The sequence below is a fragment of the Pseudoalteromonas sp. Of7M-16 genome, assembly GCF_022347805.1.
Lineage (GTDB): Bacteria > Pseudomonadota > Gammaproteobacteria > Enterobacterales > Alteromonadaceae > Pseudoalteromonas > Pseudoalteromonas luteoviolacea_F.
The window spans coordinates 60,804-76,879 of sequence record NZ_JAKRFY010000006.1; the positions used below are offsets into that span (position 1 = coordinate 60,804).

Below are 16,076 nucleotides of genomic sequence, written 5' to 3' on the forward strand. Positions count from 1 at the left end.
TTAAAGGTTTACTTGATCCTTTAAGCCTTTACCAGCTTTGAAGCTTGGGATATTTGCCGCTGGAATTTGGATTTCAGCACCTGTTTGTGGGTTACGGCCAGTGCGTGCTGCGCGCTCTTTTACAGAGAAAGTACCAAAACCAACTAGTGCTACTGAGTCACCTTCTTTTAGAGCTTCAGTTACAGCACTAGTTAAAGCGTCTAATGCACGGCCAGCTGCCGTCTTAGAGATATCAGCGTCGTTCGCGATCTTTTCAACTAGTTGAGCTTTGTTCATTTTAAAAATTCCTATATTTTTTTATTTTCTGCCGGAGCAAATTCTATGTTTATTCATTTTAAGCATGAGTGCAAGCCAAAATTCAACTATATTCGAAATTAATCTGACAAATTGTGCTTGTTTCGTATATATTTAGCTAAAAGGGGAACGATTTAGCTCATTACCTCATCATTCCTTCTTACAAAAGAACACGAGTCAAGCCACCTCAGCATCTCAAAACCAATAAGCCATATCGCACCATAAATAAACCAAAATAGCCACAAAGGCTCTAATGTAGACAATACTCCGACTTTCGACCCTGCATAATAACTGCCCGGTGTACACAACCAAACAATAGGTGCTCTGTATTTTATGGGTAGATAAAAAAGCTTGCTTAGAGACTCTCTAAACGAAAATAGTAAAGCGAGCCACAACAAAACTAGCCAAACAGGGAGCGTTTCATCTCCATAGTCGATGACACTGAAGTTCACAGCAACAAGTTCAATGGACAAGCCAACCCACAGCCCTATAAGCACAAACTTAGTATCTCTGGACTTGTGCGGGCTTAAAAAAAACATTAACGCTATCGCAATGCCAACCAGCAATAATGCATCAGACTGCAAGAAAAAAACTGCAAACCAAGCCAGCTGAAATAACGCAAAGTTAATAATGACAGAATGTTTTTTCATCATCGTTAAAATACCTAGGCTTTCTAGCAACAAGGTGCACGGCACTCGTTGCTCTTTGCTTAAAACCACCTTCACAGTAACAAAGATAAAACTCCCAAAGACGATAGAATCGCTGGTCAAACTTCTTATTATCCAACGATGGCCAAGCTTTATCGAATCGCTCGCGCCAATCGTACAAAGTTTTCGCATAATGCAAGCCGATATCTTTAACCGAGTGAACAACTAGATCTGTACTGCTGCATATTTGCTTGCTCATTTCTGTAATTGAAGGGAGACATCCACCAGGAAAAATATATTGTTGGATAAAATCAGAGTTTTTTAAATAGTGATGGTATCTTTGACATGCAATGGTTATAGCTTGGATCAACATGACACCATCTGGCTTTAACAATGCGCTGCACTTTTCAAAAAAGCCGGCCAAATAGTCATGCCCTACTGCCTCTATCATTTCGATTGAGACTAATTTGTCAAACTTACCACCAAGCTCTCTGTAATCGTCCTTAAGCAATGTTATCTGCTCTTGCAACCCAAGCTCATCTATTCTTTGACGCACATATGCATGTTGCTCTTCGGAGATTGTGGTCGTGGTAACCTTGCAACCGTAATTTTGTGCAGCGTATATCGCAAAGGCTCCCCACCCAGTGCCAATCTCAATGACGTGATCTGATTGTTTGAGGTCTACTTGCTCGCATATTTGTTTTAGTTTGTGTTGTTGCGCGACTTCAAGCGTTGCGTTGTGTGTTGGATAAACAGCACTAGAATAAAGCATTTCATCACTCAAAAACGCACTATACAAGTCGTTACCCAAATCGTAATGGGCAACTATGTTTTTCTTTGAACCCGCTTTAGTGTTGCGATTTTTAAAGTGTGTTACTTTGTTAAACAGCCCAGATATCAACGCAAACTTTTTCTCGAATTGGTCCAACACGTCTTGATTAACGACAAATATTTCTATGAGTTTGGTTAAATCTGAACAAGTCCAATGTCCCAAAATATATGACTCACCCGCCCCAACGCTACCGCCAAGAGCAAATTTGGCGTACATTTGTCCAGAGTGAACGTGTATTGTTGTTTTATCTGAGCTTTTTTCATTGCCAAATAAAAACTCTTGATCCGCGTCAATTAGCCTTATATGCCCCCACGTAATTTGTGCTAGTGCTTTTAACACTAATGTCTTGCACACTTTTACTAAAAAGCCGTCGCTGTTCTCGCTGCTAAATGATTGTGTCGTTTTTTCCATCTTACAAACTTCCGGGATGACTGATAAAAGGAACTCGCTTAATAAAAAGCTTTAACGCTTGCCAGTAAATGCCTTTCACAATTGAAAAAGTCATCGCTGGAAACTGCTTCAACAAATTACTAACAGCGTGTCTTTCTAGTGGCACTCGCTGCAGTCTTAATGTGGCGTCAAATAGGAGTTCACGCTCTTTTTTATTCTCGATGTGGACAAAGGCATGTTGCTCAGGTGCTTTTATATGCCAGTGGTATTCCATATCCAAGTTCATAAAAGGTGATACGTGAAAAGTCTTTTCAAAGTTCACTTTTTTTCCAAGTGGAACAAGATAATAGTGGCGCTCATTCCATGGTGTATTGCTCACCTCAGCGATCATGTGTGTATATTTGCCGTCTTCCTTGGAAAAAAAATAAAAATTAACAGGACTAAAGTAATAGCCAACGCAGCGAACCTGTCCCATTAAATATACTTTGCTACCAGAGGCATCAACGCCCAGTTCAAGGCTTTTATCTAACGCTCGCTGCTTTAAAGGTTCCTCACTTCCAACTAAATAGTCAGCCTGTTCAAATCGCAGTAATTTTTTCCCTCTGGTACCGAACATTGGATGAATATCATCCAATAGGTGCAACTCGTCCAAATCAAAACACATCATGTACATTGGATATTTAAAGTGATGGTCTGCGACAGTATAGCGGCGGTGCCTGACATCGCCTAAGTAGATGGCACTATTCAAAATTCAACTCCGAGCTGTTCAGCAACATCTACTGCGCTTTTGACACCATCTTCGTGAAAACCATTAAACCAATAAGCCCCGCAAAAATAAGTGCGATTAATTCCATCAATTTCCGACTTTCTTTTTTGTGCTCGGATGCTTTGCGTATTAAATACTGGGTGAAAATAAGTAAATTGATTAAGTATTTTATTCTTGTCTATCTGAGCATCATTATTTAACGTGACACAATATTGCTGTGCAGAAGATATCCCCTGAAGGATGTTCATTTGATATGTTACACTTGCAGGCCTTGTCTGGCTCTCATCTAGCGCATAATTCCAACTTGCCCAAGCTGCCCTTCGCTTTGGTAGCAACGATATATCGGTGTGAAGAACAACGCTATTTGGCGTATAAGGAATAGACCCTAATACATCAAGTTCGACATCAGATGCATCTTTCAGCAAAGCCAAAGCTTGATCAGAATGACAAGCAAAGACAACTTCATCAAAATGCTCGACGTTTCCATCGTCAAATGTTATCTCGACGTACCCATCTAGACGCGCAACCGACTTAATATGGGCGTTTAAATGTATTTTATCCTTGAATGACTCAGTCAAAGGCGCAATATATTGCTTTGACCCACCTGGGATAACATACCACTGAGGTCTGCCTGCTACGTCTAATAGCCCATGATTGTAGAAAAACTGAATGAAGAACTGAATTTCAAAATCTAGCATACCTTTTAAGCTGGTCGACCAAATCGCTGCACCCATAGGTAAAATATAGTGCTTTTTAAAAAACTCATCGAAGCCGTGTGCGTCTAGGAAGTCACCCAAATTCGTATGCTTCGAATAATCGCCACTATGATACAGTGCTTTAGATAATCGGTTAAATTTAACAATACTGTATAGAAACCCCCAAAATTTGGGCGAAAATATATTGCGCTTTTGAGCAAATAGTGAAAAAAACGTGTGTCCATTATATTCGAAGTCCCTACCTGCTGTTTTAACGCTAAAGCTCATTTGTGTCGGCTTGCGGCCAACCCCTATTTGGTCCAACAGCTTTTCGAACAAAGGATAAGTGCGGTCGTTAAAAACAATAAAGCCAGTATCAATACCCTTTAGCCCTTCCGGTGTCTCAACATCAACGGTTGCTGTGTGACCCCCAAGCCTATCTTCTTTTTCAAATAAGGTGATATTGTGTTTTTTGTTAAGTAAATAAGCCGCACTTAATCCTGAAATACCAGACCCAATTATTGCAATATTTTTCAACGTTTTATCCTTTTAGCGATTGGCGACCAAAGTTTGAATGGAAGAAGGGAGAAAAGCTTTAAAAACAAAGTAAAGCGTTTTGGAAAGTGGATTTCATCACAACGATTTAAAACCCCGTTATAAATGCGTTCCGCAGCCTGTTCACAACTCACTAAACAAGGCATAGGGAAATCATTTTTATCGGTGAGTGGGGTCTCTACAAATCCAGGGTGTACCAAAGTGACATTTATATCTTGTAACTCTACTTGCATAACGCGCGTTAAATAGCTTAATGCCGCCTTAGATGCACCGTAGGCTTGCGCCCTTGGCAGCGGCAAAAAGCTCGCGCTAGAACTGACTATAACAAGTTGCCCATCTTTTTTAATCTTGGGTATAAATGCCTCTAAACAATACCCTGTGGAAATCAAGTTAGCGTGGATAACCCGTTCAAATAACGCCGAATCAAACTGATTTGCGTCATCTATATATTCACATACACCGGCATTTAAAATCACAATATCTAAGTTATCAAAACAGTTTGCAGCATCAAACACTTGCTGTTTCGACGTTATATCAAACTTCGATGTTTTAATACTTTGCTGTGAGAATGCAGCGAGTTTTGACTCATTTCGGCCACATGCGATAACATTGTGAGAAGACGAATAACGTTTTACCAACGCTTCACCAATACCCGATGTAGCCCCCGTTATCACTACCTGCTTTTGCTCAACTGTCATGATACAGCTCGCTTTTCAAGTGTTTTAATAACACTGCCAAGTAGTGGTATATTGCGATATAACAAGGCGCCCACATCAAAGTAGTCTCGGTGATTAATCACTTTCTCACCTTTAAAAGTAAGTTGGCTATGTCCTGCAACAGTAATGCACTTTTTATTATTGAGCTTGTTATGAGAAAAGTGCATATCCCAATATAAAAAACCTTTGTCTTCTATTATGTAGTGTTCTTTTATATCGAAGGAAATGGAGTTGACATTGGCGTACATGTTTTCAAAGTACTTTGTTAATTCCTCAATTCCTTCAACTCTATGTAGAGGATCAGAAAAGACGATACTTTCGTCATAAATATTTCGTAACAGACTTAAATTTTTGTCCGAGAGTTGATTATATATATCAACAAAGTTGCTAAGATGCTGTTCCATTCCTAAACCTTAAATGCATCAAGTGCTCTTGCTCTTGCTTCTTTATGCTCAACGATGGGTGCAATGTAGCAATCTCTCCCAACAGACCTTATATAATCATGCGGGAAGTGGATATATTTAGCAGGCACCCATTCTAATTCATGTACATATTTACGAATAAAAGTACCATCAGGATCAAATTTTTCGCTCTGTGTTATCGGGTTGAAAATTCTGAAATAAGGTTGTGCGTCACACCCTGTGCTCGCTGCCCACTGCCAACCGCCATTATTAGCTGCCAAATCGCCGTCAATTAGCCTATTCATAAAATAAGCTTCTCCTTTACGCCAGTCGATTAATAAGTGTTTTGTCAAAAAGCTCGCCACGATCATACGAAGTCGATTATGCATCCACCCAGTTTGATTTAGTTGCCGCATTGCCGCGTCCACTATTGGATAGCCTGTTTTACCCTCACACCATGCTGTGAAAGCGGTTTCGTCATCTAACCAAATAACGGCATCGTACTTCTCATTAAAGTTTTTTCCTTTGCATAATTTTGGAAACACAAACATTAAATGCCGGTAAAACTCTCTCCAAAGTAATTCATTTATATATACGAAAGCCGAAGTTTTTGTCCTTAATAATATGTCCGGAATTCGTTGCTGTATTCTCGCAATTAAATCCGTGACACAAATCATCCCCAGTGCCAAGTATGGGCTCAATCCCGACGTTCCTTTAATACTTGGAATATCTCTATACTCACTATATTCGTTTAATTTATTGTCTAAAAATAACTCTACAACTTTGGACAATGTCTCATCATCCACGGGCCATTTTTCAGATTGCCCGTCTGAATTTAAAACATCCGGCGAGTACCACTTTATGGGTTTATAGCTAGTTTGTAGATATTTTCCTAATGGGAAGGTGCGCTGTGAAAATCCTGCTAGCCAAGCTTTTTTAAACGGGGTAAATACTTTGAACATCTCACCACTTTTAGTAACTACGCTCCCAGGCTGACATAAAACATCTCCATCATACAAGTGAAACTCAGCGCCAGATTTAGAACACTGAGCATCTCGATTTAGTTCATTAATTTCATATTCCCTGTTTGCGTATACGTGCGTAAATCCATGCAAAGTAATGAACTCATTGAATTTGAACGGCAATTGTTTGAAGTCGCCGGCATCCACAACATGCAGCTTGATGCCAAGTTCAGCCAATTTCCTTCCCAAGTAGTCAAGTCGCCTCTTTAATAAGTCTATTTGGACTTCACTGGTTTTGTGAATTTGCCACTGTTTTTCACAGACAAAAAACAGCGCCTCGCTGGCGCCGTTGTTCACTGCATCTTGAAGTGCTTGGTTACTCGCTAATCTAAGATCGCGCCTAAACCAATAAAGTACTTTACTCAAATTGCAAACCTTAGTTTTAAATCGTGAGGATATGGGTCGAAATATACTTGCTGCTCCAAGTAGGCTTTGGGATGCACTCGCAAATGATGCTTCAAAAGCGTTAAGGGTACATTTAAAGGTACCAAGCCTGTTCGATATTCATCAATTGCCTCTACCATTTCAGCCTTTTCGACCTGAGACAATTCGTTTTTGAAGTAACCTTGAAGGTGCGCCAACGTATTTGCTTGCGCTTTGCGGCTAGCTGGCTTTTTCAACGCTTCCATGAGACCTAATATATACTCACCAGCGCCTTGCTCTATCGTATTGGCCTGCACTTCGGCAAGCAACCTGCCAAGCTTGCGATAAGCTTCATAATTGTGGCTCATCAGCAAGTATTTGTGCTTAGCGTGAAACTCCGTCAACTTGTGTTTACTCAGCTTCTGCTCTGTTAGCTCCTGCCAAGACTTGTATACATATACGCGCATTACAAAGTTTTCCCGTAAATGTACATCGTTCAATCGGCCGTTTTCTTCGCATGGCAATAGCGGATTGTGACGCATAATTTCTGCTGCAAATGCGCCTACCCCCTCTGCTGTCGCGCCAGTACCAGCGTCATTATAAACTTTAACGCGTTCCATACCACAGCTAGGACTTTTTGCGCAAAAAACGAAACCTGACAGCTCTTTGGCTTTTGTTTGGGCTATCTTTTTACCATATTCAGTTAATTTAGGACCTACATCTTGCGTCCCATCTGGGCGGCATACTTTAATGGTGTCGCCAAAACGTACTTGTCTTATCGTTTCGCGCGGTATTGGCATACCAATCGCAACTTCAGGGCAAAATTTCACGAACTCGACATGTTTACTGAATTCGTCCATACAAAAATTAGAGCGTTTGTGCCCCTTATCAAAACGAACCTTGTCTCCGCCAAGACAGGCACTTAATCCGATTTGTATCGGTGAATTAAATTGCATACTCGACTCCCATTTTAATAGATAAGATTACCAATTGGGTTTAGCAGTTTGCTAAGGCCTTTATTGAAGTGCAATGCACTGTCTACTAAAGTAAAGCACAAACAGCCTTCTTCTGTTTTAGGTGTATGGTTATGCCTGCCATCTAGCATAATAAAATCACCAGGTACATATGAACCACTTTCATCTTCGAAAGACCCATCTAGCAATAGAGTTAATTCAAACCCTGTGTGCGTGTGCTCAGGTATCTCCCCGCCGGGCCTTATGTGTAGTAAACTGCTCCGCAAAGGGCCTTCGTCCAACTCAAAACGAGCACGAGAAACCTTTCCTGCATTGATAAAACTGCCTAACTTTAGGGCCGCGATTGCTCTTGGCAATTGAACAGACTTATCCTGATAATCAAACATTTGAGGTTCTCTAGGGACCATCGCACTACTCATTTCTAGTTGTGTGATGTCATTTATCATCGCTTCAAATGCCAGATTTTCTTCTGCGCTCGTATCTGCTATATCTGAACAGTTACTTGCGTTGCTCTCAAATGCAGACTCAGCTTGCTTTGCTTCTAACGCGTCGAGTTCCAGTTTACATGCGTCACACAACTCTATGTGTGCGGCAATCGCTACACTTAATCCAACAGGAAGCTCACCAGCGACGTGCTTTTGCATCAACTGTTTTGATGGGTGATATTTAATCATGCTGCTCTCCCAACTCAACTTTTAACTTTTTAAGTGCCAAGCGTAACCGTGATTTGACGGTTCCAACAGGTATACCTAGATGCTGTGCTAATTGCTCTTGCGTCATATCCTCAAAATAGACACCGACTACAACGTCGCGCTGCGCCGCTGGCAGACTCTTGATTTTTTCTTTAAGTTGGTTTGTTTGTAAATGATCTTTGAAGCTTCTTTCGCAAACTTGCTCATCGTGGAAAAGAGGCCATATCTCTTCGCTAAGATTGTCCTCTTTGTTACTTTTTACTTTTCTCAAAGCGTCGAAAGATGCGTTTCTCATTATCGTATACACCCACGTGGTCGCTGCGCCTTTATCTTGGTGATAAAGCTTTGCTTTTCTCCATACCGACGTCATAGTGTCTTGAACGAGTTCCATCGCCATGGCCTCTGAACCAAACTGCTTAATGCCGAAACGCTTTATTTTCGGCGCAAAGTATGAAAATAGGTAAGCGTATGCTTTTTTATCTGCATTGTTTGCTACATTCACTAATGCTGCCGTTAGCTGCTCTGAAGGGGTTTCTTGCATCCCTACGCTTTTACCTTTTATTGTACGGCAATCGCTTGATTGCTCTAAACTAACCATAATTTAACGCTCTGAGTCAGTAACATATTAGTCTATACGAATGGCTTTGACATTCAGATCACCCTGTTTCATCAAAAATCTCAAAAAGAACATTGGCAACTGCTTGATAAGAGTGGCAACTCTGTATTTTTTGCTTTTGGTCTAAAGTCAGAGGGAGCAACTCTAGCCATCTAGCAGCTACCCAAATTGGATCTGCATAGTTCTTTTTCTTGTACAAGTCGTTCAGCTCTGTGTTGATAACAAAAAGGTCTCTCAATAAATCAGCAAGACGTTCGTGATAAATGAAATTGCCGTCTTGCAAATCCCAAAGCGGTGCGTTTATTGGCTCGCACCAAGCATGTTTCAAGTTTAGATCATCAACCTCTGTATCTAAAATACTTACCCTGCTCCTTGCATACACATCTATTAACAGCTGCCCTGCTTGGTCTTGGGAAAAGTCTACAATTTCTACATAAACGCCCTCAGTCGACACTTTGGAAGAACGTGTTTTATCACTATGGCAAAGCACAAAGCCATTCCTCTCTTTCATCGCGACCTTTACCATGTGAAGATAGCGCGGCTCAAAAATACGTAATCGCGTATACCCTTGCGGCAAAATATATATAGATAAAGGGAAAAGTGCTCGTTTCATATTGACTTAGTCATGTTAATTTCTAAGTGTTTTTACGCCTCCTAGCTAAAATCCGATCAACTCAAAGTTTGAAATTTCCCGTCACATGTGCTTTTTAGAGATAACAATCAGCGCCAAAGGTATTTTTTAAGTGCAACACGCCCTGAAGTTACCGCAACGCCCTCAGCTTGTAGCTTTGTGCTTTGAGTCTGAAATTTGTCGCTATCAAGAGGAAACGAGATCTTGCCTTGGCTATTTATCACTCTATGCCAGGGGAGCGTGCTGTCCTTTGGCAATTTTTTCAGTAAATAGCCAACAGCTCTGGCATGTTTAGGCGCACCTGCCAGCTTTGCGATCTGCCCGTAAGTCGCTACCTGCCCCTGCGGAATTGCACCTATTAATGTATACACATTTTGTTTAAATTCATCGTTCACTGTATTGCTTACCTAACTCTTTAAACCCTGCCCATAGATACTGAGCCACCGAGCCTTGATGTGGCAAGTGCCGTCTAAATGCATGAATATCAACGGTAAACTGATCTTGCTTATCAGACACCCTGATCTGTTCCAAAAGCCCTTGCTCGAGCTCTTTTTCGCAATGATTTAGCGTCACGATCGCAAAACCCATGCCTTGTAAAAGAAACATTTTAATGGTTGCGATATCATCTAACTTCATAACACTGCGACTTTTAGAATACTCTAGGCGATCGCTGTCAAATTCAAAACCACTTTCTGTCATCGCTAAGCAGGGATATTGGTTTAACTCATCAAATGTTAGCTTGTTGGGTATCAACCCCTTTTTAGCGACTAACCCAAGAGTTACTTCACCAATTGCAACCGACTCCAAATCTCCCGTTGCATGGAACAAATTAAACCATGGGCCAACTCCAATATCAGATATCCCTTGATTGACTCTATCTAGAGCGACAAATCGCTTTCCGCTTGTGATCTCAAACGCTGTTGAAGGAAACTGTCTGAAGGTTTTTTTTATCAATTCATTGCAATTGTAGTCATAACTCATTGCCTCATAACAGATATTAAATTTAGGCTCATTCCCTTGCGCAAAGTCCGCGGCCATTGCTTTGAGATTCTCATGGTGTTCAATTAATTTAACAGCCTCTTTATAAAATCTCGCTCCCTGCTCTGTTAATTTAATGCGGTACTCTTCTCGCGTAACCAGTGGAAAGCCCAGTTCAGTGCTTAACCGTTTTAGGGCCTGAGTTACGGCTGGCTGTGTTTTGAACAATCGTTTGGCAGCATCATTAAGACTTTGAGAATGCGCCACAACGTGAAGTACTTCTAAATCTGACAACTTCATAAACTTTATTTATTAAAACCCTAATTATTTATAATTTTTATTTTAGTACTATTTTATATATCCTGCACTACATTATCTTAGGAGTCATACATTTCGGAGTAACTTAAGTGTTCAAACGCGTACTCGTATTATCATCCGCACTTTTACTTGGCGCCTGCCAAGATGAAGTTATCCAATCACCTACTGAAGACTTGGTTAGGCCTGTAAAATTGCATACAGTCAGTGATCCAGCTGCTGCAACTCTCAGGCACTTTCCTGCTGAAGTCGTTGCCAACCAAGGGTCATACCTTGCTTTTCGCGTTAATGGCGAATTGATCGACTTCCCAATCTTAGCTGGGCAAGAGGTTAAAAAAGGGCAATTACTGGCTAAATTAGATCCCGAAGATTTTGAGCTACAGTTTCAACAACGTAAAGCACAATACGAACTTGCAGCACTGCAATTGAATAGAATTGAATCTCTATTTAACAAATCTACTGCAAGTAAAGCCGAATACGATCAGGCCCTTGCAAATAAACAAGTAACTGAATCTGCATACCGAATAGCGCAAACAAATTTAGAAAATAGCGAGCTTCGAGCTCCTTTTGATGGCACAGTCGCAAAAGTATTTGTTAAAAACTTTGAAAATATAGTCGCAAAGCAAAACATCTTGAGGCTTGAGACGCGTGACCGTATGGATGTCGTGATTCAAGTACCTGAAAAACTAGTTGCCCGTGTTAATAAAGATCTAGATTATCATCCAACCGTTGTATTTGACGGGTTTCCTGATAAATCATATACACTTACTATCAAGGAGTGGGATACACAAGCAGATCCGGTAACTCTAACTTATAAAGTCGTATTTTCTTTACCGATCCCTGAAGACTTCAACCTGTTTGCGGGCATGACAGGCCACGTATATATTGACCCAAGCAAAGTGATGAATCTGCAAAAGAAAACGCTGTTAATTCCAAATGAAGCGGTGTTTTCTGTTCAAAATGAAAAAATCGACAACAATCATTATGTTTGGGTCTATAACTCTGAAACAAGCACTGTCACAAAGCGCCATATTAAGCTGGGTGAAATGCGAGAATCCAGCATTGAAGTTGTGTCTGGGTTAGAGGCGGGTGAGATTGTGGTTGCGGCTGGCGTACATTACCTTAAAGAAAACCTGAAAGTGAGACCTTGGACTAAAGAGCGAGGCTTATAATTATGAGCTTAGCAAGTTGGTCAATCGAAAATAAGGTCATTAGTGCGATGTTCGCTGTATTGCTATTTGCAGCGGGTGCCGTGTCTTACTTTGGCCTTGGGCAATTAGAAGACCCTGAATTTACACTTAAAAAAGCTATGGTGATAACCGTCTACCCAGGTGCATCACCACAACAAGTCGAAGAAGAAGTTACATACCCCATTGAAAATGCAATACAAAGTCTGCCATATGTCGATTACGTAACTTCAATTTCATCTCCTGGAAAGTCGCAAATTTCTGTTGAGATGAAAAGTACTTATCGTAAGGAAGATCTCAAACAAATATGGGATGAGCTAAGACGAAAAATTAATGACCTCAGCCCGCGCCTGCCTGCGGGTGTTCAGCCGCCAACAATAATGGATGACTTTGCCGATGTATATGGCATGTTGTATGGCGTAACAGGGGCCGGCTATACCTATGACGAGTTAAAAGATTATGTAGATTTTTTACGCCGCGAGTTAGTTTTAGTGGATGGTGTGAGCAAAGTAACAGTCGCTGGTGAGCAACAAGCCCAAGTGATCGTTGAAATATCCACACAGAAAATGTCGCAACTAGGTATTTCGCCGAATCATATTTTTTCACTGCTGCAAACTCAAAACACAGTGTCCAATGCGGGAAAAATACGAGTTGGTAACGAGTCTATACGCCTCCACCCTACAGGTGAGTTTTCTGATGTATCTGAGCTGGAAAACCTGCTCATTTCTCAGCCTGGCGCGAGAGAACTGATCTATCTAGGTGATGTCGCTACTGTTTCAAGAGAGTATCAAGAAGTACCAAATCATATTACTCGTTTTAACAACAACAGAGCCCTGTTGGTTGGTATTTCATTTACATCAGGTGTAAACGTGGTTGATGTCGGCATAGCTATCAATAAAAGGTTAGCTGAGCTCGAATACCAAAAACCATATGGTATTGAAATAAATAGTGTTTATAACCAACCAGCTGAAGTTAAAAAGTCAGTTGACGGATTTATCGTCAGCTTACTTGAAGCGGTCGCGATTGTTATCATAGTACTGCTCATTTTTATGGGCGTTAAAAGCGGTATTTTAATTGGTGGTATTTTACTGCTGACCGTGCTTGGCACATTTATCTTTATGAAATTGTTTGCAATTGATTTGCAACGTATCTCACTTGGCGCGCTTATTATCGCCCTCGGCATGCTAGTCGATAATGCAATCGTGATCACCGAAGGTATCCTGATAAACCTCAAGCGCGGTCAAACAAAAATTAAAGCGGCTGTAAATATTGTTGAGCAAACCAAGTGGCCACTGCTAGGTGCGACGGTAATTGGTATCACCGCGTTTGCACCGATAGGCTTAAGTTCCGATGCCAGCGGAGAGTTTGCAGGCTCTCTGTTTTGGGTTCTATTCATTTCACTGCTTTTAAGCTGGGTTACAGCCATCACGCTTACGCCATTTTTTGCGAATATGTTGTTCAAAGAAGAAATCAAAACCGGGGAAAGCACGCAACAAAGCGATCCGTACCAAGGCGCGATTTTTACAGCCTACAAAGCCTTGTTGGGCTTCAGTCTGCGTTACAGATGGACCACAGTCATCTTCATGGTCGCTTTATTAGGCAGTTCGGTTGTCGGATTCAAATCGGTTAAACAATCATTCTTCCCTGCATCGAATACGCCCATGTTTTATGTCGATTACTGGAATTACCAAGGCGCCGATATTCGTTCAACATCTGAAAATGTTAAGAAGCTTGAAGCTTTCTTAAAGCGCCATGATGCAGTTACAGATGTGACGGCAACTGTTGGCCAAGGTGCGCCAAGGTTTATGCTGACATACAGTCCAGAAAAGCAATATGACGCTTATGGTCAGCTCATTATTCGTGTTAAGACCCGCGAAGACGTCACTGACATGATTGCTAAAGTCCGCCACTTTAGTGCTGAAAATGAGTTAGATGGGCAATTAAAAATCAAACGCATGGAAATTGGCCCTTCTACCGATGCCAAAATTGAAGCTAGATTTTCTGGACCGGACCCTGTCGTATTGCGCCAACTGGCCAATGAAGCGAAATCTATCTTAGCGAAAGACACTGGTGCGCACAGCATTAAGGACGACTGGCGACAGCGTAGCAAGGTATTACAACCGGTCTTCAATGAGCAAAAAGCACGTCGATTAGGGATCAGTAAGTCTGATTTAGATCAGCTCCTGCTCACTAGTGTCTCTGGTAAGCAAGTTGGCTTATACCGAGACGGTACGCAAATGCTACCAATTGTTGCTCGCTCGCCAGAGGCGGAGCGATACAGTGTTGAAAGTTTGCAAGATCTACAGGTGTTTAGTCCGGTATTAAACGTGTATGTACCTGTGAGCCAGATTGTCGACAAATTTGAGGTTGTGTGGGAAGACAGTTTAATCATGCGCCGAGATAGAAAACGCACCATTACCGTTATGGCTGATCACGATGTTATTGGCAATGAAACGCCAGCCAAGCTCTTTGCACGCATTAAGGGAGATATTGAAGCAATAGAGCTCCCTGTCGGCTACAAAATGGAATGGGGTGGCGAGTATGAGTCTTCCTCCAAAGCACAGACTGCAATATTCGGTTCGTTACCTCTTGGCTATCTAAGTATGTTTATGATCACCGTATTACTATTTAATTCAATCAAAAAGCCTCTAGTAATATGGAGCACCGTGCCTCTGGCAATTATTGGTGTAACCGCAGGGTTAGTGGTATTCCAAGCCCCCTTTAGCTTTATGGCTCTATTAGGGTTGTTGAGCCTGTCAGGTATGTTAATTAAAAACGGGATTGTTTTAATGGATCAAATCAATCTTGAAGTAGATAGTGGAAAAGCGCCATATCAAGCCGTCTTTGATTCTGGCGTTAGCCGTGTGAGGCCTGTTTCAATGGCCGCAATCACCACCATACTTGGTATGATCCCACTGCTATTTGATGTGTTCTTTAAGTCTATGGCCGTAACAATCATGTTTGGGTTAGGGTTTGCTACAATTTTAACGCTCATCGTTATCCCTGTAGTTTATTGCTTAGTATTTAAAATTAAAGCACCTACAACAGCATAACTGAATCATGAAAATGGCCGCATTAGCGGCCATTTTTTTTGTTTAGAGAAAGTGTTCCTTTCACTCTTTCAGGCTTTTTGCCCGGTTTACGTTTTCCTTTTTCAGGTCGAGCTTGCCTAGTTTTATCTTTCGTTCGTTGATTGTCTGAATTACGCTTTGGAGCGAACTTTTCTTTTGAGCCAGCTCTTTTTTTGTCATCAACGGACGCTTCTTCTGTTTTTGATGATCCTTCAATCGATGCATTTATTTCAGCCATTTCAGCCTCACTTAAATGTCGCCATTCGCCAGCCCTTAGTCCATTCAGGTTGACATTCATGATCCTAACACGTTTAAGTGTCTGCACTTCATAGCCAAAATATTCACACATACGACGGATTTGTCTGTTCAAGCCTTGCGTTAATGTAATGGTGAATTTCTTGGCCCCTGTTTTCTTAACAAAGCATTTTTTTGTTACCGTACCAAGGATCGGCACTCCTGAGCGCATGCCATGTATAAACTTATCGTCGATGGCTTTATCAACCGTGACAATATACTCTTTCTCATGGTTATTTCCTGCGCGCAATATTTTGTTAACGATATCTCCTTCATTGGTAAGAAAGATCAATCCTTCTGAAGGCCTATCTAATCGGCCTATAGGGAAAATTCGCTCTGGATAATTTATCGCATTAACGATGTTGCTTTTTATCTTACGCTCAGTAGTACACGTAACACCAACGGGCTTGTTATAGGCGATATAAACACGCTTTGGTTTGGATTTTAACGGCTTGTTGTCAACCAAAATATTATCGGAATCAGTTACTTTCAACCCCATTTCAGCAACCTGCCCATTGACTGAAACTCTGCCATCACTGATGAGAGTATCGGCTTCTCTTCGGCTGCAAAACCCGGTCTCACTGATATACTTGTTTAATCGTTTTGGTGTATCCACGCCATTCTCAATGTTCTAAAA

Annotated in this window: 17 protein-coding genes; 2 read left to right on the forward strand and 15 right to left on the reverse strand. The window is 41.3% G+C overall.

Annotated elements, in window-relative coordinates; genetic code table 11:
* The 14 genes from hupB to MHN81_RS08150 all read right to left on the reverse strand — a co-directional run bounded on the left by hupB (position 1) and on the right by MHN81_RS08150 (position 10,872).
* On the reverse strand, positions 1-276 hold the full coding sequence (hupB, locus tag MHN81_RS08085) for a nucleoid-associated protein HU-beta (RefSeq protein ID WP_023397797.1): 276 nt from the start codon (positions 274-276) through the stop codon (positions 1-3).
* Positions 277-428: 152 nt separating this feature from the next.
* On the reverse strand, positions 429-947 hold the full coding sequence (locus MHN81_RS08090; RefSeq protein WP_023397798.1) for a DUF2878 domain-containing protein: 519 nt from the start codon (positions 945-947) through the stop codon (positions 429-431).
* The gene (locus tag MHN81_RS08095) at positions 919-2,184 is read right to left on the reverse strand and encodes a cyclopropane-fatty-acyl-phospholipid synthase family protein (protein ID WP_023397799.1); all 1,266 of its coding nucleotides are present in this window, start codon (positions 2,182-2,184) and stop codon (positions 919-921) included. Before MHN81_RS08095 ends, MHN81_RS08090 begins: the two co-directional genes overlap by 29 nt.
* Position 2,185: 1 nt before the next feature.
* On the reverse strand, positions 2,186-2,911 hold the full coding sequence (locus MHN81_RS08100) for a DUF1365 domain-containing protein (RefSeq protein ID WP_023397800.1): 726 nt from the start codon (positions 2,909-2,911) through the stop codon (positions 2,186-2,188).
* Complete coding sequence (locus MHN81_RS08105; RefSeq protein WP_023397801.1) at positions 2,908-4,161, reverse strand: FAD-dependent oxidoreductase; 1,254 nt, start codon at positions 4,159-4,161, stop codon at positions 2,908-2,910. The genes MHN81_RS08100 and MHN81_RS08105 overlap by 4 nt, the downstream gene beginning before the upstream one ends.
* A complete protein-coding gene (locus MHN81_RS08110; RefSeq protein ID WP_023397802.1) occupies positions 4,158-4,877 on the reverse strand; it encodes an SDR family NAD(P)-dependent oxidoreductase in 720 nt (239 codons plus the stop codon). The genes MHN81_RS08105 and MHN81_RS08110 overlap by 4 nt, the downstream gene beginning before the upstream one ends.
* Positions 4,874-5,299: a nuclear transport factor 2 family protein gene (locus MHN81_RS08115; RefSeq protein WP_239425496.1), complete on the reverse strand. Its 426-nt coding sequence runs from the start codon at positions 5,297-5,299 to the stop codon at positions 4,874-4,876. The genes MHN81_RS08110 and MHN81_RS08115 overlap by 4 nt, the downstream gene beginning before the upstream one ends.
* A 2-nt stretch (positions 5,300-5,301) precedes the next feature.
* Positions 5,302-6,684: a deoxyribodipyrimidine photo-lyase gene (gene phrB, locus MHN81_RS08120; RefSeq protein ID WP_023397804.1), complete on the reverse strand. Its 1,383-nt coding sequence runs from the start codon at positions 6,682-6,684 to the stop codon at positions 5,302-5,304.
* A complete protein-coding gene (locus MHN81_RS08125) occupies positions 6,681-7,637 on the reverse strand; it encodes a DUF523 and DUF1722 domain-containing protein (RefSeq protein WP_023397805.1) in 957 nt (318 codons plus the stop codon). The genes phrB and MHN81_RS08125 overlap by 4 nt, the downstream gene beginning before the upstream one ends.
* Before the next feature lie 14 nt (positions 7,638-7,651).
* On the reverse strand, positions 7,652-8,329 hold the full coding sequence (locus MHN81_RS08130; RefSeq protein WP_023397806.1) for a ChrR family anti-sigma-E factor: 678 nt from the start codon (positions 8,327-8,329) through the stop codon (positions 7,652-7,654).
* Positions 8,322-8,945: a sigma-70 family RNA polymerase sigma factor gene (locus MHN81_RS08135; RefSeq protein WP_023397807.1), complete on the reverse strand. Its 624-nt coding sequence runs from the start codon at positions 8,943-8,945 to the stop codon at positions 8,322-8,324. Before MHN81_RS08135 ends, MHN81_RS08130 begins: the two co-directional genes overlap by 8 nt.
* Before the next feature lie 58 nt (positions 8,946-9,003).
* Positions 9,004-9,576, reverse strand: coding sequence for an LON peptidase substrate-binding domain-containing protein (locus MHN81_RS08140; RefSeq protein ID WP_023397808.1), 573 nt, complete (start codon positions 9,574-9,576; stop codon positions 9,004-9,006).
* 107 nt (positions 9,577-9,683) lie between these two features.
* Positions 9,684-9,989, reverse strand: a complete 306-nt coding sequence (locus MHN81_RS08145) for an MGMT family protein (RefSeq protein WP_023397809.1) — start codon at positions 9,987-9,989, stop codon at positions 9,684-9,686.
* Positions 9,979-10,872, reverse strand: a complete 894-nt coding sequence (locus tag MHN81_RS08150; RefSeq protein WP_023397810.1) for a LysR family transcriptional regulator — start codon at positions 10,870-10,872, stop codon at positions 9,979-9,981. The genes MHN81_RS08145 and MHN81_RS08150 overlap by 11 nt, the downstream gene beginning before the upstream one ends.
* Positions 10,873-10,979: 107 nt before the next feature.
* Between MHN81_RS08150 and MHN81_RS08155 the strand changes: the two genes are divergently transcribed.
* Positions 10,980-12,059: an efflux RND transporter periplasmic adaptor subunit gene (locus tag MHN81_RS08155; RefSeq protein WP_023397811.1), complete on the forward strand. Its 1,080-nt coding sequence runs from the start codon at positions 10,980-10,982 to the stop codon at positions 12,057-12,059.
* Positions 12,060-12,061: 2 nt separating this feature from the next.
* Entirely contained in the window at positions 12,062-15,127 is a 3,066-nt protein-coding gene (locus MHN81_RS08160; RefSeq protein ID WP_023397812.1) for an efflux RND transporter permease subunit, read from the forward strand.
* Between the two features lie 22 nt (positions 15,128-15,149).
* On the opposite strand, the gene rluF is transcribed toward MHN81_RS08160, so the two are convergent.
* Positions 15,150-16,055 (reverse strand): 23S rRNA pseudouridine(2604) synthase RluF, encoded by a 906-nt coding sequence (rluF, locus tag MHN81_RS08165; protein WP_023397813.1) that lies wholly within the window; start codon positions 16,053-16,055, stop codon positions 15,150-15,152.
* Positions 16,056-16,076: the final 21 nt, after the last annotated feature.

Coding starts and splice junctions, on each gene's coding strand:
- MHN81_RS08140 (WP_023397808.1), bottom strand. CDS start 9,576: ATGAAACGAGCACTTTTCCCTTTATCTATATATATTTTGCCGCAAGGG.
- MHN81_RS08110 (WP_023397802.1), bottom strand. CDS start 4,877: ATGACAGTTGAGCAAAAGCAGGTAGTGATAACGGGGGCTACATCGGGT.
- MHN81_RS08095 (WP_023397799.1), bottom strand. CDS start 2,184: ATGGAAAAAACGACACAATCATTTAGCAGCGAGAACAGCGACGGCTTT.
- MHN81_RS08135 (WP_023397807.1), bottom strand. CDS start 8,945: ATGGTTAGTTTAGAGCAATCAAGCGATTGCCGTACAATAAAAGGTAAA.
- MHN81_RS08130 (WP_023397806.1), bottom strand. CDS start 8,329: ATGATTAAATATCACCCATCAAAACAGTTGATGCAAAAGCACGTCGCT.
- MHN81_RS08090 (WP_023397798.1), bottom strand. CDS start 947: ATGATGAAAAAACATTCTGTCATTATTAACTTTGCGTTATTTCAGCTG.
- MHN81_RS08150 (WP_023397810.1), bottom strand. CDS start 10,872: ATGAAGTTGTCAGATTTAGAAGTACTTCACGTTGTGGCGCATTCTCAA.
- MHN81_RS08160 (WP_023397812.1), top strand. CDS start 12,062: ATGAGCTTAGCAAGTTGGTCAATCGAAAATAAGGTCATTAGTGCGATG.
- hupB (WP_023397797.1), bottom strand. CDS start 276: ATGAACAAAGCTCAACTAGTTGAAAAGATCGCGAACGACGCTGATATC.
- MHN81_RS08125 (WP_023397805.1), bottom strand. CDS start 7,637: ATGCAATTTAATTCACCGATACAAATCGGATTAAGTGCCTGTCTTGGC.
- MHN81_RS08115 (WP_239425496.1), bottom strand. CDS start 5,299: ATGGAACAGCATCTTAGCAACTTTGTTGATATATATAATCAACTCTCG.